We start from the raw sequence: 22,093 nt of genomic DNA, 5'->3' as shown, positions 1-22,093 counted from the left end.
GTTACCGGCTTCTAAATGACCTTCTCTACTAACACAAGCAGTATCCCGTTCCAGCGGGTGTGAAGGTTCGTTTTTGTGTCTTTCACTTACAAAAACCTGTCAAATCAATGAAAAAAACAGTACGAATCAAAAAAAAACTGATTCACCTCATGAAACTATCGCTCCTGCATATTTCGATAGCGATCATGTTCGCAGGGGTGTCTTTGGCTCGGGAAGTTACAGCCCAGGAACTCTTGGATCGAAAAATAAACATACGGATCACTAACCAGGACTTTATCAGTGTCCTGAGCAGTATTGAGAAGCAGGCGGATGTAAAGTTTACCTACCGACCAAAACTCGTGATGGCCACCCAACGGATGACGCTCACGGTCGTCAATGAATCCTTAGGGCAGGTTCTTGATAGGCTACTTCACCCCTTACAAATCAAATACAAAGTCATTAAGAATCAGATTATTTTATCGCCCTTAACAACGCAATCCGATGAAGTAAGGATGCAGTATCAATCAGATTCCCCGACCGAATCCCTGGCGGATATAACTGTTGCCGGGACGGTTACAGATGAAAAAGGCGAACCACTACCCGGTGTCACGGTGGTGGTTAAAGGAACTGCCCGGGGCACAACAACTGACGCGCACGGTGTTTACCGGATTAGTGTTCCCGATGCGAACTCGATTTTACTGGTCAGCTTCGTCGGCTATACGACAAAGGAGGTTTCGCTTGGTAACCGAACCGAAATCAATGTTCAACTGGAAGCGAGTAATAATCAGCTCACCGAAGTAGTCGTCACAGGTTATACCACCCAGCAGAAAAAAGACATCATTGGGGCCGTATCCGTCGTGAAAGCCAGCGACCTAACTGCTACACCATCTGCCAATCTGGTCGCCCAATTACAGGGGAGAGCCGCCGGGGTTACGGTTAGCAGTACGGGCGATCCTGGTAGCTCGGCCTCTATCCGTATCCGTGGCTTTGCCTCCTATGGAAACAACAACCCACTCTACGTAATCGACGGTGTTCCAACAACCGATGCCTCGCGAATTAATCCGCAGGATGTAGAATCGATTCAGGTGCTGAAGGATGCGTCCTCGGCATCGATCTATGGGGCCAGAGCTGCCAATGGCGTCATCATTATAACGACAAAAGGCGGAAAAATGGGCAAAACGACCCTTACCTACGATACCTATTATGGTGTCCAGTCGACCCCGCTCAACCGAATTCCCAAGCTATTAAACACGAGTGAATTACTAACGTATCTGGATAAAACGACCGCAACCACGTTTGTGGACCCAATTTTTGGCCAGCATGGCTCGTTTGCCATTCCTGATCGTTACATCGTTAGCAATGGATTTAAAGGGGGCGTCTCGGCGAGTGATCCCCGCGCGAATCCAGATCTATATACAATCGCTGATTATACGAATCCTTACCAGATTTTTCAGACCAGTCCAGGCACCAACTGGTTCGATGCCATGTCACAAAAGGGCATCATTCAGAGTCATCAGCTAACGGCTAGCGGTGGCAACGATAAATCGACCTTTTCGCTGGGCATGAATTATTTTAATCAGCAGGGCACTTTTAAAAACACGGGCTACGATCGCTATTCGCTACGACTTAATTCCAGCTTTAGCCCCACATCTTTTTTAACCGTGGGCGAAAACCTTCAGGTATCGTACGACAACCGGCGGGGCGATGCTACCGTAATTGGCGAAACCAGTGCCTGGGCGTATGCGCTCCGAAGTGCGTCGTTTATACCTGTTTATGACATTAAGGGTGGCTATGGAGGATCGCTGGTGGGTGGAACTGCCGGTGTTGGCTATAATCCGGTATCGTATCTGGAGCGTCGGAAAGACTGGACCAACCAAAATCTAAGAGCATTCGGGAATGTCTTTGCACAGGTGAACATCAACAAAGACCTGGCCCTGCGAACATCTATCGGTATTGATGCGCGCAATGGAACGCTTCAGCGGGCCTTTTTAAAAGAGTACGAGGCCAGCCAGTCACGACGAGTGACCCAGTTGACCGAGGCTTCGAATAATTACCTGAGCTGGACGTGGAGTAACACGCTGACGTACCAGAAAAAGATTGCTCAGTTGCACGACATAAAGGTTTTGCTCGGTACCGAAGCCATTAAAAATACGGGTCGCGGTTTGTTTGGGGCCAAGAGTAACTATGATTTTGAATCCAACAATTTCCTTTCGCTCAATACGGGTTTGCCGCAGTCGCTGGGCGATGTTAGTGCTAATGACGCTGATATTAACCGGAATACGCTACTGTTCAGTAATTCGCTTTTTTCCTATTTCGGTCGGCTCGATTATATCTTAAAAGATAAGTATTTGTTTAATGCTACCTTTCGCCGGGATGGTTCATCGCTCTTTGGCCCAGCTGTGCGCTATGCCAATTTCCCATCTCTTGGGGTCGGCTGGCGCATTTCCGACGAAGCATTCCTGAAATCGGTTAGCTGGCTCAATGAATTAAAACTACGCGCTGGCTGGGGGCAGATGGGCAGTATTTCCAACGTACCCGCCTTCAATCAGTATTCAACCTACAGCGCTGCGCCGGGTAGTAACTACTACGATATTAATGGCACCAACATCGGCTCAACGCAGGGCTACGGGGCTAGTTCTCAGGGTAATTTGCAAACCAAGTGGGAAACCACAGAAACCACCAATATTGGTCTGGATGCCAACATTCTGCAAGGCAAATGGAGTTTCGCGGTCGACGTCTATACAAAAAACACGCGCGACTTACTGGTGCCGAGTCTGCGAAATGGACTGGAATTACTGGTAACCAAGCCATTGGTCAATTTGGGAACCATGCGTAACACGGGTATCGACCTGCAGATAACGAATCAGGGACGTATTACATCGGAGTTGAAATATGATGCAACCCTGACATTTACCCATTACAAAAACCAGTTGACCAAACTCAACGACGAGAATACCGCGCAGCTGGTAGCCGCTAGCCGGATAACCAATGCCCTGATTACAACACAGGGGCAGGCTGTCTCATCCTTTTACGGGTATCAACTGGATGGTTTTTATAATAATCAGGAGGAGGTCAATGCTGGTCCTAAAATCAATGGAGCGCCGGGTGTTGTAGGTTCCTGGAAATACAAAGACGTGAACGGAGATGGTAACATCACTACTGCCGACCGAACTGTACTCGGATCTCCTCATCCCAATTTTCAAATGGGACTGAACCTTGGCTTCAGTTGGAAGGGTTTTGATCTGAGCACTTTTGTGTTCTGGAACCAGGGAAATCAACTTTATAATTACACCAAGTATTTCACCTATATGGGCGTATTAGGCGGTTCTGTAGCTTCCGGGAAATTACATGATGCCTGGACACCCGAAACTGCCGCTACCGCCAGGACACCCCAATTGGGTGTAGGAGCCACCAATGGCTATACGGCCTTCGTGACGGGTAATTCGAGTTCATTTTATGTAGAAAATGGGTCGTACCTGCGGGGTAAAACCATCCAGTTGGGCTACAGCTTTCCCAAAACGTTGCTGAAAACCATCAAACTGAGTAACCTTCGTATCTACGCGCAGGCGCAGAATTTCTTCACCATTACCAAATACACCGGAGCCGATCCCGACTTAGGACTCGTATCGGGCGCATCAGTTGAACAAACGGCCAGCAGCGACCAGAATCTGGGCGTTGACTACTCCGGCTATCCCAATCCGCGTCAGTTTTTATTGGGCCTAAACGTATCCTTTTAACTCCGCCATTCCGCTATGAAACCGATTCTAACTTATACGGCACTCACCTTACTGCTTTCCCTGGCTACACTTTCGGCCTGCAAGCAGCAATTTCTTGACCTGGGGCCCCAGGGTGTTTATAATGAAAGTGATTTGCTCAGCAAAAAAGGTATCGATGGTTTTTTAATCGATGCTTATGCTACGCTGGATGGGAACTTGTCGGCCAATTTCCTGGGTCTGAGTGGAACATACAACTGGATATGGGGAAGTATAACCGGGGGAGATGCGTATAAGGGGGCACTAATTTCACCGACCAAAGCGAAATTAACCAGGTGATGCAGTATGCAACTCCCACCACAAACTCACAATTACTGGCCCGCTGGAATGGTATTTTTGACGGTATTGGCCGGGCCAATATCGTCTTGAAAGAACTGGCCAAAGCAACCGATCCCGCTCTGACGGATGTCCTGAAAAAACAGATCGAGGGCGAGGCTCGTTTCCTCCGTGCTTTCCATCATTTTGAGGGGAAGAAGATCTTCGGCAACATTCCCTTCGTGGATGAAAAAGCTACCGACTACAAAATCCCGAATACCGATGCGAGTGGTAACTATGTCAACATCTGGCCCCAACTGGAAACCGATTTTAAATTCGCTTACGATAATCTGGACGAAGTAAAAACGGGAAAAGGCCGGGTCAACAAATGGACCGCCGGTGCGTATCTGGCTAAGGCGTATTTGTATCAGAATAAATTTACGGAGGCCAAGGTGTTATTTGACATCATCATTGGCCAGGGCAAAACCAGTCAGGGCGTAAAGCTGGACTTAACGACGGGCTTTGGCGAGAATTTTCGCATCGCGACGCAAAACAGTAAAGAGTCGATGCTGGAGGTACAAAGTGCCATTGGTGATGGGGCCAGCGACAATACGAACGGGTTTCGGGAAGCGATCCTTTGTTACCCGAACGGTATTGCGGGTGGCACGAACTCCTGGTTTTATCGACCATCGCAGAATCTGGTCAACGCGTTCCGCACCGACGAAAATGGCCTACCCCTGCTGGATACGTATAATGATGTAGATGTTACCTCGAATGAGACGGTTCCGGACGCCAGCCCGTTCACACCCTATGCGGGTAATCTTGACCCTCGTTTAGATCATACCGTTGGGCGCCGGGGTATTCCCTACCTGGATTGGGGTATGATGACGGGTGTAGCTTTCACGGCCCCTCCTGGCGAGTCGATTACCAATGGTGGACCCTTCACAGGCAAGAAGCACGTTTTCTCCTCAGTCGAGTATAGTTCGGGGCAGGTCGTTCGGGCTAGTTTTGGCATTGCCAGCGCCTTGAATTATGATCTGATGCGGTTTGCCGATGTATTGTTGATGGCGGCTGAATGTGAAGTAGAAGTCGGTAGCCTGGATAAAGCGCGTGAATATGTCAATCGTGTTCGTGCCCGCGCTGCGGCTTCTCCCATCAAAACGCTTGACGGAACTGCTAATGCCGCCAAGTATGTGATTAGTCCCTATGCTACGGCCTGGGCCAGCAAAGATGTTGCCCGAAAAGCCGTTCGTTTTGAACGAAGAATCGAGTTAGGAATGGAGGGGCACCGCTTCTTCGATCTGGTTCGCTGGGGCATTGCCGATCAGGTAATTAACAGCGAGTATTTACCTAAGGAAAGCGTGCGTCGTTCGCTGGCGTTGGGCAGCGGGGTTAAGTTTACAAAAAACAAAAGTGAATATCAGCCCATTCCAGATTATGCCATCACGCAAAGCTTTGTTAATGGCCAACCGACCCTGAAGCAAAATCCTGGTTATTGAGCCGCTTTGTATCAAAACCGTATGGGTAAGGGTAGTTTATTGCTGAGCTACCCTTACCAATAGGTTCTTCCAGAATTCACTAGTTTATCAGCGTAATGAAACGTAGTATTCTTCCTGTTCTTTTTTTATTCGCCATTATCTTAACGGCTGCCCAACTGACCTATATACCTGGTGAACCCGAGTCAGCTACCGACTGGCCGGAGTATCTGGGAGGGGCAGACCGGAATCATTATTCAACGCTAACTCAGCTCAATACAGATAACGTTCGTCAGCTTAAGGTTGCCTGGGAGTATCATTCCCGAGACTCGGGACAGGTACAGTGCAACCCGATTATTGTAGATGGTACGCTCTTTGGTGTAACGGCATCGAATCAGATTTTTGCGCTCGATGCCGCTACGGGTCAGCAGAAGTGGCGTTATGTAGAACCAGATGCCAAAACGTTCAATACCAACCGGGGCGTTACGTATTGGAAAAGTACTAACAGCGGAGACACCGAACCCGCACGACTTTTGTATGCCTATGGCTCCTGGCTCTATGCGATCAATGCCCAGACTGGACAACCGATTCCCGGCTTTGGCGAGAATGGCCGGGTTAGTCTTAAAGTCGGATTAGGGGAATCGGCGAAGGATAAATTTGTGATTTCGAATACGCCGGGTACACTCTTTGAGGATCTATTAGTCATGCCGCTACGCGTTTCGGAAGGAGCGGATGCGGTCCCTGGTTCGATTCAGGCGTTTAATGTCCGGACGGGAAAATTGGTCTGGGTCTTTCATACCATTCCGCATCCAGGCGAATATGGGTATGAAACCTGGCCTAAAGAAGTTTATAAAAATACCGAAGTGGGAGCTGCCAATAACTGGGCAGGCATGGCGGTCGATCGTAAGCGCGGAATTTTGTACGTACCGACGGGTTCGGCTGGGTTTGATTTTTATGGCGGAAATCGCAAAGGCCAGAACCTGTTCGCCAATTGCTTACTGGCACTGGACGCCCGGACTGGCAAACGAATCTGGCATTATCAACTGGTTCATCATGACATCTGGGATCGCGATTTACCAGCTCCGCCCAACCTGATTACCCTTCACCAGCATGGAAAAGCAATTGATGCTGTAGCACAGGTAACCAAGAGTGCCCATGTCTTTATTTTTGATCGCGTAACGGGAAAACCACTTTTCCCGATTCGGGAGATGCCCGTTCCTAAATCGTCCTTGCCTGATGAAATGGCCTGGCCAACGCAACCCATTCCAACTTTGCCAGCCCCTTTTGCCCGGCAAACCATTGCCGAAACGGAGTTAAGTCCCTATGCTACCAATCGTGATTCGCTGATAGCGCAGTATCGACGGGCAAAAAAAGGACCGTTCCAGCCGTTAAGTAAAACGCCTACGCTACTCTTGCCTGGTGCCGACGGTGGGCCGGAATGGGGCGGTGCTGCCGTTGATCCCGAGGGCATTCTGTATGTCAATGCCAACGAGATGGCCTGGATGTTCAGCCTTAGTGCTACGCCTAAAGTGGACGAACTGGCTCATTTAAGTCCCGGTAATCGACTCTATACAACCTATTGTGTGGCCTGTCATGGGTCGGACCGAAAAGGGAATCCGTCAAGTGGTTATCCATCCTTAGTGAACATCGGTCAACGGCGCGACCGGGAGTATGTTGCAAAACTGATTACCAGCGGTAAAGGAATGATGCCCGGCTTTTCAGTGATAACGACCGCACAAAAGCAGGAACTACTTGCGTTTTTATTTAACGATGAGAAAGTGGAAACAGTAGCTACGACCTCTGGTATGGCCGCTAAACCTGGTCCCTACGTTCCTTATCGTTTCAATGGATACACGAAATTTTTAGATAGTAAAGGTTACCCTGCCATCAAGCCACCCTGGGGTACATTAACCGCTATCAACCTCAATACAGGTCATCAGATTTGGCAAAAGACGCTGGGCGAGTTTCCCGAACTGACTAAACAGGGTATTCTGCCAACAGGCACCGAAAACTACGGTGGTCCTGTCATTACAAAGGGAGGTTTACTATTTATTGCGGCTACCAAAGATGGGATGTTTCGGGCCTATGATAAGAAAACTGGTCAATTGATATGGCAAACCCAACTGCCAGCGGCTGGCTTTGCCACGCCCAGCACTTACGAAGTGAATGGGAAACAATATGTCGTGGTTGCCTGCGGAGGTACCAAGCTAGGCACCCCCAAAGGGGATAGTTACATTGCCTTTGCGTTGCCCTGAAATGAATTGCCCTGCTATCGATTTTACTTAAACAAATTCAAATAAGAAAGAGCTTTTTATCTTAGGATTAAGGATGGTTCATAAAGCCCCGGTGGGATGTCTGCCGGGAGTTTTATTTTTAACTGAGAAAGATTCAAGAATTATGTCTTGCCCTAAATATCAATTGGAGGTTTAACTGAACGGTTTTGATAGCTGATTACGACAAGTTCAGTTAATGATGTTATCTGGCCTTTTAGTAAATGATAACTTATGAATCCAAAGCTGGGCTATCTGACCATCCAGAGCTTGCAGATTAAGTGGTCGTCTCCCACTTATAACTGGAAAGAGATCATTAATCAGTTCAGTATTATCTTTGAGGAACGCATCAAATCCCATCGCTTCGAGTAAAACCCTGCTGACACAGTTCAGCGAGCACTTCCCACAGTAAAAGAATAATAAAGTTATATCGACTCGGTAGTTTCCTACTGAGCCATTGATTCGTAGTGGTATTGGCTCGCCGATTTCTTGCTTGCCTATGCTACTACTATTTAAAGTCGGCCGTAACTGTTGCATAATGCTAATAGCCTACTATTGATCAAGCTGGCTATCTCAAAGGTTGGCAGGCAAAAACACACGGCTCACCAATATTGACTCACGGTTCAATAACTCGCTTTCTACGCTAACAATAACCTATTTTTATCTTTCCAGGAGCTATTACAGATCTATTGAAAACTATTCATCGATTAGAATGGGGGTTTCATCTATGTTGAAGAAGCAACGGTCTATTATGAATAATGCTAGGCGAGTAAGATTCTATCTTTATAGTATTCCTAGTTTCTTCATAAGTTCAGGAATAGGTTTTAGGGTTATAAAGCGGTCTGATACTATCAAGCCGCTTTATTGTTTTTACCCTTGGAACACGTTTGGGAGTTATGTTTGATGAACGAGTTAATGCCATTGTAGCATGATCTGAATGGTGGCTAAATAAAGCCAGTTAACCGAAGATGATACCGCAACGACAGACCAAATTGACAACCGGTTCGTAACAGCCACAGCAGGATATTAAGCATTTGCCGCAGATCATGTTTTCGTTTAAGATTGAAAAAATGAGAAGTTGCGATCCATTGCGGGTCGGTCCGTGGCTACCAGTGTTTGCCGGGCCGCCGGGCGGTCATGACTCTGTAGTTTGGCGACTACAAGTTGGCACGATTCTCCACCTTTCTCCATTCCCAAACAGGTTCTTAATATAGTATGAAGGGCATCTAGTGCTGCGATCAGTAGCTAAAAAAAATAAGTAGGTAAGTCTTTTCCTCGTGCGAACGTTCTTCCATTCATTTGAAGGTTCACTTAATTTAGTTATCAAGCTTACATGCTCTTCTGTCATTCGGGCATGAAAACTAATTGAGTTTTTAAATTTTCGTTACGTTCTATGACTGTTTCTGATGGTAATCTTTCATCAGGGACTAACTTCGGCTTGAGGGTCCTCATCCCTTCTCTCATTAACTCAATCTAGCTTTCATAGTATTTTGCAGATTAAATCGACTATGTTGAGCTATTCCAATAGTCGTAACCATTTTTTCTTGAGCTTTTAGGTAAGAAACATTATCATTTAGTAGGCATTTGGAAAGGAGAGTCAATAGTTGGAAGTAAACTGTCTTCAACATGTTGTGGAGTAGGATTAGCCATTGAGACATACTTGTCTCAATGGCTAATCCTACTCCATATCTGCAATCTTTTTAGCCGACTTATTCCGCTTCAGCTCTTGCTTAATCTGTTTTAGTTGCTCATCATACACCAAATATGCATTCTGAAAATGGCCGATTTTTACCACCAAACAATCTGATCCGCACTAAAACTTTGCATGACGATTTTAAACAGAATGAGTTATGCAACGTAGGAAGTTTTTAACCCATGCCATGACGGCCGCATCCACGGTGGCCGCATCCACGGTGGCCGCATCCTCTTTGTCGGCTTCGGCCCTGGCTGCTCCGCCTGAATTGGGCACCATCACTGATACTCCGAAGCCTTTCGTGGTGAAAACAGGCGATGCCCGCTTTGGAGTACATACGCCTTATCGAGGCATAAATGTCAACGATGTGAAAATATCAGGTAAAGATACAAACGGTCAATTGGCTGTTTTTGAGTACATTGGTAAAGAAAAGATTGGGCCTGTACTGCACGTCCATCATGACCAGGATGAACTATTTTCCATTATCGAAGGAGAGTACCTCTTTCAGGTTGGTGATGAGAAATTTACGGTAAAAGCGGGTGATACTGTATTTGCTCCACGCGGCATACCGCACACCTGGATTCAATTGTCAGATCATGGCAAGCAGATCTATATGGTACAACCTGCGGGTCAGTTGGAAGATTTTTTTCTGAAATTCACCGAATTAAAAGGACCACCTACAGAGGAATTGATTCAGAAAATACATCAGTCGCATGGAATGGCCGTTGTGGGTCCACCGCTGGCGTTGAAATAAAATGATGTAAAATGTAAGGCGTTAAGTATCTGATAATCAATATTTTTTTGCCATTTATTAGCCATATTGCCTACTGGAATGGACGCCATTTTCGACTACCGACTCCCCAGTCCTGCCCTTCGCGACTACGTGAGGACATTACAGATTGTGGGCTGTTCATTCCCGTCATCGATGGCAGTTTTGCCCGTTAAATCCTACTGGCCTCGGGCTGAAAACACGCTGGCATTTTATCCGAAAGATCCCGAAAAGCATGAATACGGTTTTAACGGAAACGTGCTTGGAAAGCCATGTTCCACACTCAATGGTCAATATTCGATTGTGACTAACCGACACGTTGGGCGCGATTTCATGGTTTTTCAGGTTCAGTTTCAGCCGGGTGCCTTATTTCAGCTAACAGGTATTCCGATCAACGAACTCACCAATACGTTTTTGGATGCTGAAGCTGTATTCTCTACCGAAATTAGTCGGGTAAATGAACGGTTGAGCTATACGAAGCATTATACCGAGATGATTCCGATTGTTGAAAATTTTCTGCTTTACCTGATCAATAGGGCAAAGGCAAGACATATACGCCCGATTGACAAAGTGAGTCGGTTTCTGCTGCAACATCAGTCGGTCGTTTCGCTGGATTGGCTGGCCGATCAGGCGTGTTTATCGCAACGGCAATTTTATCGGCAATTTGTAGAACGAGAAGGAGTTAGCCCCAAATTGTACACCCGTATTGCCCGTTTCGAGAACGCCATGAAACTAAAAAACGCACGGCCTTCTCTCGACTGGCTGAGCGTGGCCGTTGAGTTGGGATATTACGATTATCAGCATCTGGTTCGGGACTTTAAAGAATTTACCCAGCTGACGCCCAATGCTTTTTTAGACGCCGATACCAAATCGCCGGAACGGGTATTTGGCGTTACAGAGACCTAGGTTTTCATGCGATCTTTCGTCAATCGAGTTTGCCAATAGAAAGTATTGTAGATGAGCGAGCATTTGGCAATGCCAGGATATACCGTAACCTAACGAAATGACATCTCTTCGATTCGATAAAAGAGGGTTGCCCAAATTTTTTGTTGATTATCAAAAGAGTATTTATGTCGTAATCAACAAAACGTTATGGACAGTATCAATCAACAGCAACCCGAAGAAAATCACAAAGATCTGACGGGTATTGAAGCCGGGAAAAAAATCAAAGAACTCGTTGGTAAAAGCAGTACGTGTTATTTCTGCACAAAGATTACGACCGGAGAGCCGTTGAAAACAAGGCCCATGTCGGTACAGAAGGTAGACGACGAAGGTAACTTCTGGTTTTTAAGTGCCAGCGATAGCCACAAAAATGCGGATATACAGGCCGATAGTCAGGTCCATCTCTTATTTCAGGGCTCTGATTATTCCGATTTTTTAAGCGTATACGGGGCCGCATCGCTATCTAAAGACAAAGTGCTCATCAAAGAACTTTGGGAGCCAATCCTTAAAACGTGGTTTACCGAAGGTATTGATGATCCGCGTATTACGGTGATAAAAGTAGAATCTCAGGAGGGCTATTACTGGGACAATAAACACGGTAATGCCGTGGCGTTTGTAAAGATGGCCGCCGGTGCTCTCATGGGCAAAACCTTAGATGATTCCATCGAGGGTAAGCTAACCGTATAATGAGTGGCTCTGGCGCGGATCTGCAATGCAGATAGAGCGAATCCGATGGCAAAAATTGAACCGTGTTGCCTGGCAGGCTTTGTGTTAATCTGTCAGGCAACACGGTTCAATTTTTGCCAATGAAAGTAGCATAAATAAAAGGCATTGCTCAACAAGTATGTCGATGGTTTATGTTCAAAATCTATACAATTGCAGGAGTATAATCCGCAAGAGGACAGGTCCTAAAACTGAAGTTTATAAGGCAAATTGAAGCAAATCCTTTCCAACTATAATAGTTCCTGAAAACGTACTGCCTACAGCCTTTGTCCATACCTCGTCGGTCAGGCTCTTGTCATCAGGAGGCACAAAATGATTTAAAATGAGATTTTTGGCATTGGCGGCTTTCGCAATCTTTCCTACGTCTTCGGCTAAAGTGTGATGCGACAGTATACTTGCTTTTAATTTAGTTGCATTTGGACGCCTTTTCACCATCTCATCAACCGCTGGGCCATACATAACTTCATGAATAAGATAGTCGGCACCCGACGCAAATGTGGCAAGAGCGGGAAAATAAGTCGTATCCCCTGAAAAAACGACAACCTTTTCCCCAAGTTTAAATTTTAAGGCATAGCTCTCTTCAATGGGTGGATGGCGATTTCTCAGCGATTTAACGTCAAAATCTGAATTTGATACGAGTGTTCCTTCCGAATATTCGTGGCTTACGACAAGGAGTCGTATATCAGGCCGACCTTCGTCTTTAATACGTGTGTCAATATCAAAACGATTCGATTCCCAATAAGCGCTTAGAAGTGATTTTAGCCCAGCCGGTGCATATACATGAATTGGCTCTGCCAAGCCAGATAGCCACGCATTATACAATAGTGGGCCGAGTTCGAGGTTATGGTCGGAGTGGTGATGGGTAATAAAAATATATTTCAGGGATGATAGCTTGATACCCGCTTCTAATAGCTTGAATGTCACGCCATAACCCGTATCAATAACGAAGAGTATATTTTTATAAACGATAAGATTAGCCGAAGGGGTCTGTTTGTAGGAACGAATGAAGGGGCCGCCCTGAGTCCCTAAAAGAACTAACCGGTCACCGCTCTGGCTAATGGAATTGTTGTCATTTAAACCCGATGATCCAGTTAGTCCTACTGTGCCAGTAAGTAAAAATGATTTTCGAATGAATTCTCTACGGCTACTTGACATACCTGGTGAATTAATGAAAATGACTACTATTAATTCATAGAATTCCCAAAGAACCAGATTAAGATAAATTCCATTGGTAACCTCTACATGCCTACCTGCAAGAGTTTTATTTGTAAATGCTCTGGTAATCTGTATGTTGTACAAACTTTAGATTGAAGATACTCTTTATCATAGTCCGAGTATCATGTTTATTAGTTAAAGGTAATTTGTCATACTACTATAAAAAGAAGCGCGAAGAATTATTGACAAATGAGTTGAATCATAAGTGTTGTAAATTCACGTCGAGCCGTGCCACGGTTTGCTTTCTCTCCATTAGTAACCGTGGCACGGCTCGACGTGAATGCCCTACTGTTGTAAATCAGTTTTTTGTGCGAAAATGGCTGGCTTGCCAAATGTCTCTATGTATGTGGTATATGGTATGATAACCAGGGCTTTGTGGCTACTTAAAAGCATAGCGTAATGATCTAGAGCAGACCTGAGTCCTTAAATACTTTATAGATAGCCATTGAATGTCCGTGCCCCAGGTCAAAGTCTTCTTTGAGCCAGGCTACAATGGCCCCTGCTTTTGTGCCAGTTTTCAGTAAGCCTTTTGCTTCGGCCAGTTGTTTGAAATCGTCCGGCCCTTTGCCGGTCTTAGCTCTGATGTTGTCGATATATGCTTGAAAAGACATGTTGCTTCTGCATCTAAAAGGACCTAAATATATAAAAATCGGGCAGACAACATTAAAAGTCAGTCATGTGGTTCTTATCGTAGTTGCCAGAATAGAATTAGCCAGTAGATAGGCGTAAACTACCATGAACCAGCCAATGAATCCAGAAAAAATACCCGTGGGCGTAGTCGGTTTGGGGCTAATGGGATGCAGCATCACAACCTGCCTCCTGCTATCGGGGCATCCGGTAGTGGCCGTTGCTCCACTATCGGTCGATATGGAAACCGCCGAAACCCGGATTCGGGAGCACTTGGCAAAAGCGTTTCAGGAAGGTATGCTCACCAAAAGCCCGGATTCTTACCTTCAGCAACTCCTGATTACGGAAGATTACAACTTGCTGAAAAACAGCAGGGTTGTCATGGAATGCACGTTAGAAAACATCGCGATTAAAAAATCGGTCTATGATCGAATTGAAGCCGTTGTTGCCGAGGACGCACTGATTACCAGCAATACCTCTGCCATTCCGATCAGTATTCTCCAGCGCGAAGTTCAGTTGCCCGCGCGGTTTGTGGGATTGCACTGGTCCGAACCATCGCATACAACCCGCTTTCTGGAAATCATTTGTGGAGACCTGAGCGATATAGCTGCCGCTGAGTGGCTCTACGAACTATCGCATCTGTGGGGGAAAGAACCGACATTAGTCCGTAAAGATATTCGAGGGTTTATAACCAACCGCCTGATGTATGCTATGTATCGGGAAGCCTTTAATCTGGTCGAAAACGGTTATGCGACAGTCGAGGACGTTGATCGGGCCTGTCGGAACAATGCAGGCTACTGGATGACACTGGTGGGCGTTTTTCGGTGGATGGACTTAACGGGAGTGCCTGCCTATCATACCGTTATGAAGGATTTATTCCCGACCCTGAGCAATCAAACGGAAGTTCCCAAATTGATCGACGATATTGTGAAAGCAGGCGGTAAAGGGGTTTTGAACGCACAGGGATTTTATGACTACACCCCCGAAGAAGCTAAACTCTGGAAGGAAACGTATGAAGAGTTCAGCTACGACATTCGTCGGCTAGCCCTGAAATACCCGGCTGACGTTGTAAAAAAGAAGCTAGCTACCGATGAAGAAGCTGCAGGTTAAGTCATTGATCAGACCATTCGGCCGGAATTGCAGGCCTATTGCACTTAGGCTGGGTTTATTCATACCGGCTTTGTTTGACCATGAATGCCAGTTTTTTGGGTGCTACCTCACAATAGGCCATTGTTAATGCGTCGACTAATGTCTCTTCAAGAACTTTATTTAAGTTGATAAGTGTCCAACCTTGTTTGCCCCACTTGTTCGGAACGGGATAAATAATGGAGGAGTCGAATGACGAAAAAACATCCTGATCTATTTCGGATAACTTAACACAAACTCGATTATGCGGACCGTTGTAGGTAGCAAATATCTTTTTGCCGATTTTAAATGAAGGCTTTTCAAAATGAGGTTGTTCTGTCGTTTCGGGAAACGATAAGGCTACTTTTCGAATCAGATCCAGGCCAATCATTATCTGTTGTTTCTATCTAGGGATTTCGCTTCGAGCCATGCTGCGGTTACTAATATGCGTAATCAAATCGTAACACGGCCCGAAGCCTTTAATATACAAATTTTTCAGGGCGTTATTGAAATCTGACCGTGTCGAAATGTAAGATGATTCTGTTCACGACAGAGCACAATACAGTTTTTTCAGTTGACCAATTAGCGGCACTCTGACCGATTACAGTAACAGAAGGGTACAATTGGGCTTTTTAACCAAACGTAGAGATAAAATGAAACGATTATCCATTGCCTTTACACTTCTGATCAGCGCCATTACAGTAACCTTCGCTCAGCAGCCTTCAGCTCCGGCATCGTCGACAGCTCCAGCTATGCGTCTGACAACCACCGCATTCCCGGATGGAGGGATAATCCCGATCAAGTTTAGCCAGGCGGCTCCCGGAGCCGCTCCCGGTGGTGGCACTTCGCCAGCGTTAAGCTGGACCAATGTACCGGCAGGTACGCAAAGTTTTGTTCTTCATATGCATGATGTCGATGTAAGTCGTAACAAAAGCACAGACGATAACCTGCATTGGCTGGTCTGGAACATTCCACCCACGCTCACGAGCTTGCCCGAAGGAGTTCCAGCCGGTGCACAACTCGCCGATGGCAGCTACCAAATGAATGTATTCACACCCGCCTATCGCGGCCCCGGCGCGGCAGCTTCGGGACCTCTGCATCATTACGTATTCGAAATTTATGCCTTAGATACTAAACTGGACGTGAAACCCAGTTCGGAAGGCTCAGCAACGCGGGTGAACGTATTAAAAGCAATAGAAGGACATGTGTTGGGAAAGGCTGCGTATGTCGGGTTGTTTAAGCGCCCGCAGTAAGCGGATTCCTGGTTGATGTAATTTCTATGGGGCTATTCGGCGTGATTGTTCCGGTTTTTCGTCTGCAGTAAGCTACTTGCCTTCACAATTGTTGTAGAATATCCAGATCCTGTCATTCATTTGCTACCAGGCTTCAACCGAAAATCCCGTACCAGCTCCAGTTGGTCGGTACTGAGAAAATCTACGCCTGCTTCGCGAAGCTTAGTCCAGACTATGGGGTCTTCCGGACTGGCCCAAAGCCGTAGTTTTTTCCCTTCCCGATGAGCCCGATCAGCCAGTTGACGCAGTTTCTGGAAATCTTCCGATGGCATATCGCCCTTACCACGCCAGGTTAGCTGATTTGGATAAGCATCGCTGATGATCGGCATTACGGCCTGGTTATATCCCTTGCCCAGATCAGCTGGGCGACCATCGACCGATAGCAGGCGTCCTTTGGCGTTGACTATTGTCTGTATGGGTCTATTGCCCGACAAGACAATGGTTATGACGCCTGCCGGGTTTTTGGGCCGGTTACCATTGGCCAATATCGAGCGATAGCGTTGCAGTAATTTATCCAAAGCCTGGTATGTGCTGTCAGCTTGTGTTTTAGCGTCAATCATCAGGTAAAAAGGTCCCTGATAACCGGTTAATACCTGACCATTGTTCTGGCGTATTCGCTCCGTCAATGGTTTGAGGTATAGATTTTCGAGAGTAGAGGCCGCGGTTTTAATGCTAGGCCGGTCATGAGCCACATATAGAGTATCGTCAATCAGATGGACATCCGCTTCGACACTGGTAAACCCATTATCCAGCGCATCCCAAAGTGGTCGTGATTGCTCATAATCATTATGGGCGTGTGCGTTGGGCAAGGCCACCACACCAGTAAGGGGCTGTGGTGCCTGCCATTGGGCAATGGGTTGGGTCCAGGCGGTTTCGACGTCGCCCGGCATAAAAGGGTTGTATTTGGGTTTGTTGGAGATGACCTTAGCCCGAGCCAGTAAGATATCATCCGTCAGTGAATAGGTTGCTACGGTATCGGCCACTTCGCGGAGTAGTTCAGCCTGTTGATTACCCTTTCGAACGCCGAAAAACTGGATTCGATACGTTACATTAGGTTCGGTTTTGACCTGTATCGTCAGCCTATTGCCAGCCTGAGGCAACTGCTTCAGTGTAACGCCTGAACTTGCATAGAATCGACCTGCCTCCATTGCATCGATTAAGGCTTTAGGAGTTAATTCTGGCGCATTGACCATGACCCATCCCCGTCCTGAATTGCTAAATTCCGGCCCGAAAAAGTAATAATGATGGCTATCGTCGGTGCCTAATCCATACATCAGTGGTCGTCCCTGCTGAAGAAAATGGAGGTTAATTTTATCCCACATCGACTCGGTGCCTTCGCGGGTACTATCGCCGTAATTGTTCACTAATGGATGGCCATTGAACACCTCAAAAAATCGCTCGTGCCGGAGCTTCATCAGATCCTGAGCCGTAATGGCATTATAAAAGTTAGGGTGGTTAATGTGCGGAAACATAGGCTTGCCTGTCAGCCGTCGTTGGGCAACCACCATATCAATATTGTTTTGCATTACCTCGGCTACGCTGTTACCCGGTAGCGGCCTGATCAGGTTCTGTACATTCGTAACATTGATATGAATGGGTTTGCCCTGATACCCAGTCGAGAGTTCTTCGCTTTTGATAATCAGAAATTTCCCTGATTCTTCAAAATAGCTTCGATACTCGTCCAGTTTTTTAAGACGAACCTTAAGCGAATCATTTGAGCCTTTGCGGTAGATAACCCAATCGGGGCCGAAGGTGCGCAGGTAGCGATCAAATGTTCGACGCCTGTCTCTCTGATGGGGTACGTTAATCCACTTTTCGACCTCCTGCAAAATGTTATGATCCGATAAGCCAACAAATTGATAACCATTGGCTTTATACCAATCCATAATCATTTCCGGATAATCATCGCCATCGCTCCATAGTGAGTGGGTGTGTAAATTTCCTTTATACCACTGTTGCGCCTGTATGAGGGAAGTAGTCAGACAAGTCAGCAGTATACTCAGGCAAGCAATCTTTTTCATAAAGCCAGGTGGGTTTGTTCGACGCCGTAACTTCTCCCTCAAGTTATCCACTTATAGGGATCTTATGAAGGATAAAAGGCCAATACAAACAAAACTACCTTGTACAAATAGAAGATGTACACCAAATTGTGGACTATTGTTCTGCCTCCCGGTGGCGCAGTTCGTGATAGGCTTCTTCGCTCATGCCGAGTTTCCAGTAAGCCGCTACGTGTAATTCATGGTTGGCAAGCTGGTGTTTGATGCGTAGATAATCGCGGATTTGTTTGGCCGCCAATACTTCGGTTGCGACCCAGATAAAGCGTGTTTCAGTACGGCCATTTGGTATGGTTGCCGTGTGTATGGCCTCATGCAAAACCTCACTTTTTCCCGCTTCAACACCGTTTCTATGTAGCCAGCGGACCTGAATGTCAGCGTCAAATTCAAGCTCTTGTTCCTCCGATTCATCAGGAATCTCAATAAAGGCCAGACCTTTAGCCGTAGCTGGTAAAAGCTCAAGAATGGCACTGATCGCCGGGAGAGCGGTTTGGTCACCCGCCAGCAGATACCAGTCAGCTTCACGATAGGAGATGCCTGGCCGCAGGGCAACGCCCAGATAGTTACCAACTGCTACCTGAGTTGCCCAGGCTGAGGCAGGCCCTTCGTCGCCGTGAAGTACAAAATCGATCGCTAATTCGCCAGTTATCGGTTCGAACGAACGGACCGTATAGGTTCGCACTGCTGGAAGTCCTTCTTCGGGTGGTGGTAGAGGCTGCCCATTTGCGTCGAATGTAGGCAAAATGGGTTTCTCCTGACCAGGCTGGGGCAGCAAAAGTTTAAGATGAATTCCAGGCATTAGACCTTCTACCCCAATCAACTCGTCGCTCCTGACAATAATTCGGCGCATATGCGGGGTTATGTCCGTAAACTGAACAACTTGCACCAACTCAAGTATGATCGACCGACGTGGTCTTGTATTCATGATCTAAGTTATGTTAAAGAGAACGGTATGCCAAATGGTATTTATTTAGAATAAATCTAAACGAATGTAGCAGATAAAATCGGAAACTTTCCTGCGCAGTCGCTGAAAAATAGCTGAACCGTTTTCGAGAGGTTGATAAGTGCATCAAGCCAACCAAGAGTGAAATATCCTGTTAATTCGGTCTATTAAGCCGTTTGAACCTGATATGTGTAAAAAACGGCTTAAATTTCCCGGAGATTTCTGCTGAATTTAGGTGTGGGCTCTGTAGCGTGAATGTTGATTCAAAATTGAACTTTGTACTAGTGAGTGATACGAAACCTGAGCTCCGAACCGTCAATGTGACACGTTACGGCAAACCGTTGCGTGAGGGAGGCTCCCTGCCTGCCCTTGTTGAGGCCGATGATGATTTTTTGTATGTATTGAAATTTCGTGGGGCTGGTCAGGGCACTAATGCCCTCATTGCCGAACTGGTAGCTGGGGAGATTGCCAGAACCCTTGGCTTGCGCGTGCCGGAAATTGTGTTCGCCAACCTTGATTCGGCTTTTGGCCGTACGGAACCAGACGAAGAAATTCAGGATCTGCTCCGTGCCAGTGAAGGTCTTAATCTGGCACTTCACTACCTTTCTGGCTCTATCACATTTGACCCCATTCTGAATGTGGTCGATGCGCGTTTAGCTTCGCAGATTGTCTGGCTCGATGCGTTTGTGATGAATGTAGATCGCACCGCCCGAAATACCAATATGTTGATGTGGCATAAGGAACTGTGGCTGATTGATCACGGAGCAGCCTTATATGTTCATCACACAGGGCCCAATTGGCCTGAGCAGAGCCTGCGTCCGTTTTTGCAGATCAAGGACCACGTCTTACTACCCCAGGCTACAGACCTCGATGCGGTCGATGTCGATTTTAAGCAGATTCTGACCGCTGATCGTATTCGGTCAATTGTTGCGTTAATTCCCGATGAATGGCTGACGAACCAGTCGATAACCGAATCGGCCGATGAGCAGCGGGAGGTTTATGCCCAATTTTTGGAGACGCGGGTCGCCCGATCAGAAATTTTTGTCAACGCAGCAAAGGAGGCCCGAAATGCACGTGTATGAGTACGCCGTAATCCGGGTGATGCCGCGGGTTGACCGCGATGAGTTTCTCAACGTCGGTGTTATTTTATATTGTCGCGGGCAGGGTTTCCTGCAAACGATGTTTGAACTGAATGGTGAGCGGCTTCGCGCTTTTTCAACCGAGCTGGATCTACAGGAGCTTGACGAACGGCTTCGCGCCTTTCAACGAATTTGTGCTGGTCGTGCCGAAGGTGGAACAATTGGTAATCTTCCGATTGCTGAACGGTTTCGGTGGCTGACGGCCACGCGCAGTACGGTTGTGCAAACCTCGCCGGTTCATCCCGGTTTGTGTGCCGATGCGGCTGAAACACTCGCCCGCTTATTCGCTCAGCAGGTTCTGTAGACTAGTAGACATACATATGAAACAATCAATGAAAGCCTTCATCAGGGTTCTACTCTTTTGTTTGCCGATATCCGTCAGCTACGCCCAGCCACGAACAGATGCTGTACTGATGAATCTGTTTGCGACCAATCAAAGTCCTATTTTTCTGGAAGTTATTCGAAATCCGGACACCTGCCGGCTCCAGATTATTTACACCCAGATCAATCGAGATAAGAACAATAACCCTACGTTTAAAAATTATTATTTCAACGTAGATAGTACAAACTACTTCAACCCTGCGTCGACAGTAAAACTGCCACTTGCCCTGCTCTCGCTGGAAAAACTGAACGGCCTTAAAGCTCAGCAGGTGACAAAGTTTACTGCCATGCAGTTTGATAGCGCCTATAGCAAGCAAACGAAAGAATGGCGGGATGAAACCTCCGAAACTGGATATCCATCTATTGCCCATTTCATCAAAAAAGCATTTCTGGTCAGCGATAACGATGCTTATAGCCGCATGTATGAGTTTGTGGGTCAAAGCGCGATCAATCGTACGTTGCACGCAAAAGGATATCTGGATACCCGTATCACGCACCGGTTCGTTCGCATGACCGCCGACGAAAATCGCCATACAAACCCCATCCGATTTATTCAGAAAAACGGTACGTTGATCTACGCACAACCCGCTGCTAACAATACCGATCCATTCGATTTTCGGCGGGTTGCGAAACATGGGAAAGGATTCTACCTGAAAGATAGCCTGGTTAATCAGCCATTTGATTTCACCGAGCGAAACAAATTCCCACTTGAAGCATTCCAGCAGGTTTTGCAATCCGTGTTGTTTCCGTTATCTGTTCCGGCCAAACAGCGGTTCAACCTGACGGCCGATGATTATAGATTTTTATATCAATATCTGTCGCAATATCCCGGCGAAACCAATTATCCCAAATACGATGCGAAACAGTATTACGACAGCTACGTAAAGTTCTTTTTTATGGATAGTCTCCACCATCAGATGCCCGAAGGGGTGAGGGTATTCAATAAGGTTGGCTGGGCCTATGGTTTTCTGACCGATGCATCCTACGTAGCAGACTTTAAAAATAAGGTCGAGTATATGCTGACGGCGACGATCTACGTCAACCGCGACGGTATATTGAACGATGATAAGTATGAATATAATAGTGTTGGGCATCCATTCATGTATCAGCTCGGCCAGACGATTTACAGCTATGAATTAAAGCGCAAGCGGCAGTATACTCCTGATTTGAGCCCGTTTCGGCTTACCTATGAAAAACGAAATAACGATAATCGACCCCCGGTGAAGGATGTTGATAATTGAGTCGGGCGACAATTTTTTGTGGACGATGCAACGGTTGGGTAAATCGTTACCGATCATTGGCTTTCATGCCTATGACTCGTCAAAATATGCTGGCCCGGCTTAGTCATCTAATCGTGGAGGGAAAAAGATACGGCCTTTTCGCCCTGATCATTAGCCGTAATTTACTACTGGGCTATACTGGGTTCGCACAGATCCAA

17 protein-coding genes and 1 pseudogene are annotated in these 22,093 nt (G+C 46.7%); 13 read left to right on the top strand and 5 right to left on the bottom strand.

Annotated elements, in window-relative coordinates:
- The first annotated feature begins 107 nt into the window (after positions 1-107).
- The 8 genes and pseudogenes from G8759_RS01330 (at position 108) to G8759_RS01295 (ending at position 11,843) form a co-directional block, all read left to right on the top strand.
- Positions 108-3,716 (top strand): TonB-dependent receptor, encoded by a 3,609-nt coding sequence (locus tag G8759_RS01330; RefSeq protein WP_167204496.1) that lies wholly within the window; start codon positions 108-110, stop codon positions 3,714-3,716.
- Between the two features lie 15 nt (positions 3,717-3,731).
- Positions 3,732-4,031 carry a hypothetical protein gene (locus tag G8759_RS01325; RefSeq protein ID WP_167204494.1) on the top strand — a complete coding sequence of 100 codons (300 nt, stop codon included), beginning with the start codon at positions 3,732-3,734 and terminating at the stop codon, positions 4,029-4,031.
- Complete coding sequence (locus tag G8759_RS01320; RefSeq protein WP_167204492.1) at positions 4,031-5,506, top strand: RagB/SusD family nutrient uptake outer membrane protein; 1,476 nt, start codon at positions 4,031-4,033, stop codon at positions 5,504-5,506. Before G8759_RS01325 ends, G8759_RS01320 begins: the two co-directional genes overlap by 1 nt.
- Before the next feature lie 95 nt (positions 5,507-5,601).
- Complete coding sequence (locus tag G8759_RS01315; RefSeq protein WP_167204490.1) at positions 5,602-7,737, top strand: outer membrane protein assembly factor BamB family protein; 2,136 nt, start codon at positions 5,602-5,604, stop codon at positions 7,735-7,737.
- A gap of 258 nt (positions 7,738-7,995) precedes the next feature.
- Positions 7,996-8,124, top strand: a pseudogene (locus G8759_RS01310) (IS256 family transposase); the annotation flags it as partial.
- Between the two features lie 1,478 nt (positions 8,125-9,602).
- Positions 9,603-10,199, top strand: coding sequence for a cupin domain-containing protein (locus G8759_RS01305; protein WP_232074094.1), 597 nt, complete (start codon positions 9,603-9,605; stop codon positions 10,197-10,199).
- 78 nt (positions 10,200-10,277) lie between these two features.
- The gene (locus tag G8759_RS01300; RefSeq protein ID WP_167204486.1) at positions 10,278-11,120 is read left to right on the top strand and encodes a helix-turn-helix domain-containing protein; all 843 of its coding nucleotides are present in this window, start codon (positions 10,278-10,280) and stop codon (positions 11,118-11,120) included.
- Between the two features lie 186 nt (positions 11,121-11,306).
- A complete protein-coding gene (locus G8759_RS01295) occupies positions 11,307-11,843 on the top strand; it encodes a pyridoxamine 5'-phosphate oxidase family protein (protein WP_167204484.1) in 537 nt (178 codons plus the stop codon).
- Between the two features lie 234 nt (positions 11,844-12,077).
- Here the strand turns inward: G8759_RS01295 and G8759_RS01290 are convergent, their stop codons facing one another.
- Both G8759_RS01290 and G8759_RS01285 read right to left on the bottom strand, forming a co-directional pair.
- Complete coding sequence (locus G8759_RS01290) at positions 12,078-13,178, bottom strand: MBL fold metallo-hydrolase (protein WP_167204482.1); 1,101 nt, start codon at positions 13,176-13,178, stop codon at positions 12,078-12,080.
- A gap of 320 nt (positions 13,179-13,498) precedes the next feature.
- Positions 13,499-13,705 (bottom strand): DUF4287 domain-containing protein, encoded by a 207-nt coding sequence (locus tag G8759_RS01285; protein WP_167204480.1) that lies wholly within the window; start codon positions 13,703-13,705, stop codon positions 13,499-13,501.
- Positions 13,706-13,841: 136 nt separating this feature from the next.
- Here G8759_RS01285 and G8759_RS01280 point away from each other — a divergent pair, with 136 nt between their 5' ends.
- Positions 13,842-14,831 carry a 3-hydroxyacyl-CoA dehydrogenase family protein gene (locus G8759_RS01280; RefSeq protein ID WP_167204478.1) on the top strand — a complete coding sequence of 330 codons (990 nt, stop codon included), beginning with the start codon at positions 13,842-13,844 and terminating at the stop codon, positions 14,829-14,831.
- Positions 14,832-14,886: 55 nt separating this feature from the next.
- Here the strand turns inward: G8759_RS01280 and G8759_RS01275 are convergent, their stop codons facing one another.
- Entirely contained in the window at positions 14,887-15,237 is a 351-nt protein-coding gene (locus G8759_RS01275; RefSeq protein WP_167204476.1) for an MmcQ/YjbR family DNA-binding protein, read from the bottom strand.
- Positions 15,238-15,499: 262 nt separating this feature from the next.
- Here G8759_RS01275 and G8759_RS01270 point away from each other — a divergent pair, with 262 nt between their 5' ends.
- Positions 15,500-16,099 (top strand): YbhB/YbcL family Raf kinase inhibitor-like protein, encoded by a 600-nt coding sequence (locus G8759_RS01270; RefSeq protein WP_167204474.1) that lies wholly within the window; start codon positions 15,500-15,502, stop codon positions 16,097-16,099.
- Positions 16,100-16,215: 116 nt separating this feature from the next.
- Here G8759_RS01270 and G8759_RS01265 read toward each other — a convergent pair whose 3' ends face one another.
- Together G8759_RS01265 and G8759_RS01260 are read right to left on the bottom strand one after the other, a co-directional pair.
- Complete coding sequence (locus G8759_RS01265; RefSeq protein ID WP_167204472.1) at positions 16,216-18,159, bottom strand: histidinol-phosphatase; 1,944 nt, start codon at positions 18,157-18,159, stop codon at positions 16,216-16,218.
- 133 nt (positions 18,160-18,292) lie between these two features.
- A complete protein-coding gene (locus G8759_RS01260; protein WP_167204470.1) occupies positions 18,293-19,117 on the bottom strand; it encodes a siderophore-interacting protein in 825 nt (274 codons plus the stop codon).
- Positions 19,118-19,419: 302 nt separating this feature from the next.
- On the opposite strand from G8759_RS01260, the gene G8759_RS01255 reads away from it, so the two are divergent.
- Genes G8759_RS01255 through G8759_RS01245 form a run of 3 tightly spaced genes read left to right on the top strand, consistent with a single transcriptional unit; the run spans position 19,420 to position 21,896 of the window.
- Entirely contained in the window at positions 19,420-20,217 is a 798-nt protein-coding gene (locus G8759_RS01255; RefSeq protein WP_167204468.1) for a HipA family kinase, read from the top strand.
- On the top strand, positions 20,204-20,578 hold the full coding sequence (locus G8759_RS01250) for a DUF3037 domain-containing protein (RefSeq protein ID WP_167204466.1): 375 nt from the start codon (positions 20,204-20,206) through the stop codon (positions 20,576-20,578). Before G8759_RS01255 ends, G8759_RS01250 begins: the two co-directional genes overlap by 14 nt.
- A gap of 16 nt (positions 20,579-20,594) precedes the next feature.
- A complete protein-coding gene (locus G8759_RS01245) occupies positions 20,595-21,896 on the top strand; it encodes a serine hydrolase (protein ID WP_232074093.1) in 1,302 nt (433 codons plus the stop codon).
- Positions 21,897-22,093 lie beyond the last annotated feature (197 nt).

The organism is Spirosoma aureum, from assembly GCF_011604685.1.
Lineage (GTDB): Bacteria > Bacteroidota > Bacteroidia > Cytophagales > Spirosomataceae > Spirosoma > Spirosoma aureum.
The sequence above is the reverse complement of the archived record's forward strand: the minus strand, read 5'-3'. Positions and strand labels throughout refer to the sequence as shown.

What these genes read in the sequence shown, in the direction of transcription:
- G8759_RS01330 (WP_167204496.1), top strand. Translation starts at nt 108, where the DNA reads ATGAAAAAAACAGTACGAATCAAAAAAAAACTGATTCACCTCATGAAA.
- G8759_RS01325 (WP_167204494.1), top strand. Translation starts at nt 3,732, where the DNA reads ATGAAACCGATTCTAACTTATACGGCACTCACCTTACTGCTTTCCCTG.
- G8759_RS01320 (WP_167204492.1), top strand. Translation starts at nt 4,031, where the DNA reads ATGCAGTATGCAACTCCCACCACAAACTCACAATTACTGGCCCGCTGG.
- G8759_RS01315 (WP_167204490.1), top strand. Translation starts at nt 5,602, where the DNA reads ATGAAACGTAGTATTCTTCCTGTTCTTTTTTTATTCGCCATTATCTTA.
- G8759_RS01305 (WP_232074094.1), top strand. Translation starts at nt 9,603, where the DNA reads ATGCAACGTAGGAAGTTTTTAACCCATGCCATGACGGCCGCATCCACG.
- G8759_RS01300 (WP_167204486.1), top strand. Translation starts at nt 10,278, where the DNA reads ATGGACGCCATTTTCGACTACCGACTCCCCAGTCCTGCCCTTCGCGAC.
- G8759_RS01295 (WP_167204484.1), top strand. Translation starts at nt 11,307, where the DNA reads ATGGACAGTATCAATCAACAGCAACCCGAAGAAAATCACAAAGATCTG.
- G8759_RS01285 (WP_167204480.1), bottom strand. Translation starts at nt 13,705, where the DNA reads ATGTCTTTTCAAGCATATATCGACAACATCAGAGCTAAGACCGGCAAA.
- G8759_RS01280 (WP_167204478.1), top strand. Translation starts at nt 13,842, where the DNA reads ATGAATCCAGAAAAAATACCCGTGGGCGTAGTCGGTTTGGGGCTAATG.
- G8759_RS01275 (WP_167204476.1), bottom strand. Translation starts at nt 15,237, where the DNA reads ATGATTGGCCTGGATCTGATTCGAAAAGTAGCCTTATCGTTTCCCGAA.
- G8759_RS01270 (WP_167204474.1), top strand. Translation starts at nt 15,500, where the DNA reads ATGAAACGATTATCCATTGCCTTTACACTTCTGATCAGCGCCATTACA.
- G8759_RS01265 (WP_167204472.1), bottom strand. Translation starts at nt 18,159, where the DNA reads ATGAAAAAGATTGCTTGCCTGAGTATACTGCTGACTTGTCTGACTACT.
- G8759_RS01260 (WP_167204470.1), bottom strand. Translation starts at nt 19,117, where the DNA reads ATGAATACAAGACCACGTCGGTCGATCATACTTGAGTTGGTGCAAGTT.
- G8759_RS01250 (WP_167204466.1), top strand. Translation starts at nt 20,204, where the DNA reads ATGCACGTGTATGAGTACGCCGTAATCCGGGTGATGCCGCGGGTTGAC.
- G8759_RS01245 (WP_232074093.1), top strand. Translation starts at nt 20,595, where the DNA reads ATGAAACAATCAATGAAAGCCTTCATCAGGGTTCTACTCTTTTGTTTG.